We start from the raw sequence: 6,000 nt of genomic DNA, 5'->3' as shown, positions 1-6,000 counted from the left end.
CGATCCGGCTCTCGGTCAGCGCCTCCAGGATCTGTTCCCAGAGACCGGCGAGCGTCCAGCGGCGGAACTGCCGATAGACACTTGACCATTTTCCGAACTCTTCGGGCAAGTCCCGCCATGGTGCTCCTGTCCGAGCGATCCAGAAAACACCATCAAGAACACGCCGGTGGTTTGTGGGTTTGCGCCCATTCGGGGCGCGAACAGACAAGATGAAACGCTCAAAGAACGCCCACTCCTCGTCCGACATCAGGTCTCGTGCCAAGCTGGTCTCCATCGCAGATACCAGCTTGAATCACGCCTATCGCCGAGTGTGAATCCCTTTTGTCAACACGACCTAGGTTAGATGGTTTACTAGTTTATTCTGGCAAGCGCGTTGGGGCACAATCGCCACGCATCCAGCAAACAATTAAAATTAAATACTTTTTCTGCTACCTGACGCTTCAAAGATCGCCGTCTCGCAAGGTTTTTCCGCCGCGCGCCACCCAAATTGTTCCACAAGGGTTAACCAGCAAGACCCGGCCCGCGAAGGTTTTCATCAAGCGCCCCCCACCTCCCCTCTCGGAATCACCTTGAAGCGACGGGTATACCAATTTCCCGCAGCCAGGGACCACCACCAGTCGCCCTACAAGCGCTTCCCTCTGGCAGGTCAGGAAATGGAGAACGACATCAGTCGTCGCCGTCGGCGAAGATGTTGTCGCTTTCGAGAATGTCGATTTGCTCTTCGGTCACTGTGCCGGCGTTGAAATCCCGCACTTCGACCGTGCCGTCGCCATGGCCGATCACGACCGCGTCGCAGATATCGATAAACAAACCGTTCTCGACAATGCCCGGAATCTGGTTGAGCACGAGGCTCAACTGACGCGGATTTCCGATGCGTTTCAGGTGCAGGTCGAGAATGTAGTTGCCCTCGTCCGTGACGAAGGGCACGTCGTCATTCATCCGCAGCGTGGCCTCGCGGCCGAGCACGTCCATGTTGACCAGCGTCTCTTCGACCAGCGCCTTGGTCGTCTGCCAGCCAAAGGGCACCGTTTCCAGCGGCAAAGGGAAAGCTCCGAGCGCCTTCACTTCCTTGGCGACATCGGCGATCACCACCATGCGATCCGACGCGGTGGCAACGATTTTTTCCTGCAGCGAAGCCCCGCCACCGCCCTTGATAAGGTTCAGGTTCTCGTCGAATTCGTCGGCGCCATCGATGGTGATGTCGAGCCATTTCACCTCGTCCAGCGATGCGACCCGGATGCCGAGCTGACGGGCGAGATCTGCGGTGCGGCTCGAGGTCGGAACACCGATGATATCGAGCCCCTCTGTACGCACGCGTTCCCCGAGGCAGCGCACCATCCACGCAGCGGTGGACCCACTTCCGAGACCGATACGCATCCCGTTCTCCACGAAATTGCAAGACCGCCGGGCGGCGACGAATTTTGCGCGGTCGATGGGCGAAAGATCGAAGGTCATGGCGGCGGCTCCGGATTTTTCTGCCTTATAAACGAAGGGCTTTGTTGCCGCGAGGGTGTTTCTTCCCCGGAGTACCGGATTGTTCCGTTCAAGGCTGCGAAATCGGCATTTTGCCCTGAATAGGGGCAGCAGGGTCCCGATCCGGGCTATCGGACATTTCCGGCGAAGACTGTCTCTTGTCATTCGGGCAGGCGCTATAGAGCGCCTGCACCTGCTTCTTCGTGAGTGGTCTTACCTAGCCCTTCGCCGCCTGGACGAAGGCATTCAGTTCTTCGGCCAGCATGCAGGCGACCGTTCCGCCGGCATCCTGCAGCCCGCGCGACTTCTCCTGGAAGGCCGCCGCCTTGCCGTGCTGGGCGACGAGATCTTTCGTGGCCTCCAGCGCATCGGCGGCCGCCTTCGCGGCGACAGCCGACGCCACTTCCAGCTCGGCGCCGGCCGCGGCTTGCGCCTCATAAGCCCTTGCGATCGGATCAAGCACGTCGAGCACCGTCTTGTCGCCAAGCTGTGCCTTGCCGCGCTGCGCCACCCCGTCGGCATAGGCACGCCAGAAGGCCGCGAGACCAGCCACGTCCAGCGCCTCGGCCTCGGCCATGGCCTTGCCGCCCCGCAGGAAACCGGTCGCCATGAGCGTGCCCATGGTCGAGGGCGCGGCCTTGGAAATGGCCCCGCCGGCCTGCTTCATCTGGGTGCCGATATCGGCATCGGCGAACTCGCCCAGCACTTTGTCGCGCGCGGCCTTGAAAGCCTTGGACATGGTCAGGCCCAGGTCGCTGTCGCCCACCTTGCCGTCCAGCGCGATCAACGCATCGCGTTCGGCCTCGAAGCGCGCCGCAAAGCGCTCGAAGAGGCCGGGAACCATTTTAGATTCAATGGATTGCATCGTCTCCCCCTTACTTGGCGAAGTAGGAGAAGAACGGCGTATCGGCCTTCGCCGCGATCAGCGGTTCCAACTCGTTGTCGAGGTGCAGCACCGATATCGAGAAGCCCGCCATCTCCATGGAGGTCGCGAATTCGCCAAGCCAGACATGACGGATCTTCACGCCCATTTCGTCCATCAACTTCGCCACGCGGCGATAGAGGATGTAAAGCTCTTCCTTTGGCGTGCCGCCAAGGCCGTTCATCAGGATCGCCACCTCGTCGCCCTTGGCATAGTCCGTTTCGGCAAAGATGCGCTCCATCATTTCATCCACGACATCGTCCGCCGCGGCCAGTTTCTTGCGCGAAATGCCGGGCTCGCCATGGATGCCCATGCCGATTTCCATCTCGTCCTCGCCGATCTCGAAGCCGGGCTTGCCAATTTCGGGAACGATGCAGGCCGAGAGCGCAACGCCCATGGTACGCGTGCGGCTGCGGGCTTTCTCGGTGATCCGTGCGACCTCGGCCAGCGGCAGCATCCTGGCCGCAGCCGCCCCCGCGGCCTTGTAGAGGAAGAAGATGCCAGCCACGCCGCGCCGCTTGTGCTCTTCGCCGACAACGGAAGAGGCGACATCGTCGTTTCCGGTCACGGTGGCGGTCTCGATATCGTCCAGCTCGACCAGCTCGCTCGCCATGTCGAAATTCATGATATCGCCGGTGTAATTACCGTAGACATAGAGCACACCCGCGCCCTGATCGACATAACGGGTCACTTCGGCAAGTTGGTCCGCAGAAGGGGACTGGAAAACACCGCCCACACCGCAACCGTCCAACATGTTCTTACCGACGAAGCCAAGGAAAGTGGGCAGGTGTCCCGAGCCGCCACCGGTCACGATGCCGACCTTGCCGGGCACAGGGTTCGCGGTCACGTAGCAGCGCAGGTCGTCGGCGGTATAGGTCACTTCCGGATGCGCGCAGTAGATCCCCTCGAGCATTTCGTCGACGAAATCTTCGGGTTTGTTGAGGAACTTTTTCATCGGGGTTTCTTTCAGTTCGGGTCAGGATTTGTGCGAACGCTTCACGAAGAAGGCCGCGGCAAGCAGGATGAATGCGCCAACCACGACGCGCTGCCAGGTGGAGGGGATCCCCACGAGCACGAGGGAATTATTGACCACCGTGATCAGAAGTACACCGGTTATTGTGCCAAAGACGGTCCCGGTGCCGCCGGTAATGCGCGCGCCGCCCAGCACGACCGCCGCGATCACCTCGATCTCGATCCCCATGAGGTCGAACGGGTTGGCCATGCGGTTGGCGCAGACATGGATGATCCCCGCCATGCCCGCCAGCGCGCCGGTGAAGGCAAAGACGAAGATATGGACGATACGCTGATTGTAGCCGAGCCGCTCGGCCACGTCTGCATTGCCGCCGGTGGCGAAAATCGCGCGCCCCATCAGCGTCTTGTTGAACATGAACCAGGTCAGAAGGGCTGCGGCCGGGAAGACGAGGAAGTACATTGGCAGGGTGACAGTCACCCCGTTGCCACTCTGGAACTCCAGCAACGGCGCCTTGCCGAAGGCGATCATTTGCGGCGGAAGCTCCATCAGCCAGACCGTGCCGATAAAGGCCAGCAGTATTCCGCGGAACAGGTATTGCGTGCCGACGGTGACGATGAGCGAGGGCACCTTGAGCGTGTGCACCATCCAGCCGTTGAGCGCCCCGAGTGCCGCGCCACCGACAACGGTCGAGACGACAACCAGGGCCATGGGCGCGGTCGGCCAGACATTGATGACGAAGAGCGTGGCCGAGTACATGGTCAGCGCGGCAATGGCGGGGAAGGAGACGTCGATCCCGCCCGCGGCAAGGATCGCGAAGACCCCGAGCGCGAAGAGGCCCGTCACCACGCTCGCCCGCCCCATGTCGATCAGCGAGGAGGGTTGCAGGAAGGCGGGGTTGATCGAGGCCACGATCACGCAGATCGCGATCAGGATCGCAAGGCTCACCAATTCAGGCCGACGCCGGAACAGCGCTCCGATCGTGGGGCGCGGGCTTTCGTGCGGTGTGGGGATCGAAGTGTCAGGCATGTCTTGCACCATGGTCATTCGGCGGCCTCCCGTCGGCTGGCCAGCATGGATTGATAGATTTGCGTCTCATCCGCAGTGTTGGCGTCAAGCTCGTCGACCAGCTCGCCCCGGTTCATCACCAGGATACGGTCGCAGTTCTGAAGCAATTCGGGCAGGTCGTCGGAGACGATGATCAGGCTGATCCCGCGCTCTGCCATGGCCTGCACGGCGCGATAGATGGAGTCCTTGGAACCGACATCCACGCCCACAGTAGGCCCATGCAGCACGAGAATTCTCGGCTCGATGGAGAGCCAGCGTCCGATAAGTACCTTTTGTTGGTTGCCGCCCGAAAGCGCGCCGACCGGCAGATCGATATCCTTGGTGTTGACCGTCATCAGCTCGGAGATCCGTCGCGCCTCCTCCCGACCCTTGCGGGCGTTGATCATGCCGAACTTGTTGACCAGATCGTCAAAGATCAGCGTGATCTCGTTCTCAAGGATCGACTTCTGGATGAACAACCCCTCGGAGAGCCGGTCTTCGGGAACATAACCGATCCCCAGCTCGATCGCGGCCGCGGGCGACGGGATCCGGGTCTTCTTGCCATCGATCTCGATGCTGCCCTTGCTGAAGCCGAGATGGCCGGTCAGGGCCATCGCCAACTCGTTGCGCCCGGAGTCCGACAACCCGGTTATCCCGAGGATCTCGCCCTTGTTGACGGAGAAATTGACATCGAAGAAGGCCTCGCCCGAGCTTGCATCGCGCACGCTGATCATCTCGCCCTCCATCGGAGCGCCCTCGCGATAGCGCAGCATCTCGATCTCACGCCCCGTCATCAGCTTCGAGAGGTCGGCGCGGGAGTAATCCTCGATCTTGCCCTGTGCCACGCATTTGCCGTCCCGAAACACGACGACCTGCCCGCCGATCCGGTAGCTTTCTTCCAGTTTGTGAGTGACGAAGAGAACGGCCACATTCTGCGCCCGCAGTTTGGCCACGAGCTCGATCAGCGCATCGACCTCCTTGCGGGTAAGCGAGGTGGTCGGTTCGTCCATGATCACCAGCCGCGCCTTGGCCGCGATGGCACGGGCGATGGCGACCCGCTGGCGAATTGCGAGCGGCAGCTCCGCCGTGGGCGATTTCATCAACTCCCGGGTCGGCACGAGGCCGACATTCCGGATCGCTTCGGCTGCCGTCTCCGACAGGAGCCTCTTGTCCAACCCCCGCATCAGGCGCCCCTTGCCGCTCACGAGTTGCTGGCCGAGGGCCACGTTTTCCTCAACCGTCAGGTTGGGTAGGAGCGACAGGTCCTGGTAGACCGTCTCGATCCCGGCTTCGAGCGCCTGGATCGGGGAAATGTGGCTGTAGGAGCGGCCATCGAGGATGATCTCACCCTCGGTCGGTTCATGTACGCCCGACATGACCTTGATGACCGTGCTCTTGCCGCAGCCGTTTTCGCCAAGCAGGTGATAGGCCTCGCCGGGATCGATCACCATATCGACACCTTGCAAGGCATGCACACCGCCGAAACGCTTGTGGATGCCGCGAAGCTCAAGGAAATGCGTCTGATCTGAGGGAGATTGGGACATTGTCTCTGCGTTTCCATCGCGGGGGCAGCAGCCTGGAAGTCAAC

Annotated in this window: 6 protein-coding genes; all 6 read right to left on the bottom strand. The window is 61.4% G+C overall.

The window, feature by feature from the left end:
• Positions 1-274 (bottom strand): transposase (locus tag BLR85_RS04300; protein ID WP_139188303.1); only part of this gene is annotated, 274 nt, incomplete at its 3' end.
• A 392-nt stretch (positions 275-666) separates the two neighbouring features.
• Entirely contained in the window at positions 667-1,455 is a 789-nt protein-coding gene (gene rpiA / locus BLR85_RS04295) for a ribose-5-phosphate isomerase RpiA (protein ID WP_093150246.1), read from the bottom strand.
• A gap of 235 nt (positions 1,456-1,690) precedes the next feature.
• Positions 1,691-2,338 carry a dihydroxyacetone kinase family protein gene (locus BLR85_RS04290; RefSeq protein ID WP_093150242.1) on the bottom strand — a complete coding sequence of 216 codons (648 nt, stop codon included), beginning with the start codon at positions 2,336-2,338 and terminating at the stop codon, positions 1,691-1,693.
• Positions 2,339-2,348: 10 nt separating this feature from the next.
• Positions 2,349-3,350: a dihydroxyacetone kinase subunit DhaK gene (locus BLR85_RS04285; RefSeq protein ID WP_093150237.1), complete on the bottom strand. Its 1,002-nt coding sequence runs from the start codon at positions 3,348-3,350 to the stop codon at positions 2,349-2,351.
• Between the two features lie 21 nt (positions 3,351-3,371).
• The gene (locus tag BLR85_RS04280) at positions 3,372-4,412 is read right to left on the bottom strand and encodes an ABC transporter permease (protein WP_212635011.1); all 1,041 of its coding nucleotides are present in this window, start codon (positions 4,410-4,412) and stop codon (positions 3,372-3,374) included.
• The gene (locus tag BLR85_RS04275) at positions 4,409-5,956 is read right to left on the bottom strand and encodes a sugar ABC transporter ATP-binding protein (RefSeq protein ID WP_093150232.1); all 1,548 of its coding nucleotides are present in this window, start codon (positions 5,954-5,956) and stop codon (positions 4,409-4,411) included. Before BLR85_RS04275 ends, BLR85_RS04280 begins: the two co-directional genes overlap by 4 nt.
• Between the last annotated feature and the right edge of the window lie 44 nt (positions 5,957-6,000).

Origin of the sequence: Aliiruegeria lutimaris, from assembly GCF_900099935.1 — a bacterium.
Lineage (GTDB): Bacteria > Pseudomonadota > Alphaproteobacteria > Rhodobacterales > Rhodobacteraceae > Tropicimonas > Tropicimonas lutimaris.
This window is presented reverse-complemented; position numbering and strand designations above follow the sequence as displayed.

Coding starts and splice junctions, on each gene's coding strand:
- rpiA (WP_093150246.1), bottom strand. CDS start 1,455: ATGACCTTCGATCTTTCGCCCATCGACCGCGCAAAATTCGTCGCCGCC.
- BLR85_RS04290 (WP_093150242.1), bottom strand. CDS start 2,338: ATGCAATCCATTGAATCTAAAATGGTTCCCGGCCTCTTCGAGCGCTTT.
- BLR85_RS04285 (WP_093150237.1), bottom strand. CDS start 3,350: ATGAAAAAGTTCCTCAACAAACCCGAAGATTTCGTCGACGAAATGCTC.
- BLR85_RS04280 (WP_212635011.1), bottom strand. CDS start 4,412: ATGACCATGGTGCAAGACATGCCTGACACTTCGATCCCCACACCGCAC.
- BLR85_RS04275 (WP_093150232.1), bottom strand. CDS start 5,956: ATGTCCCAATCTCCCTCAGATCAGACGCATTTCCTTGAGCTTCGCGGC.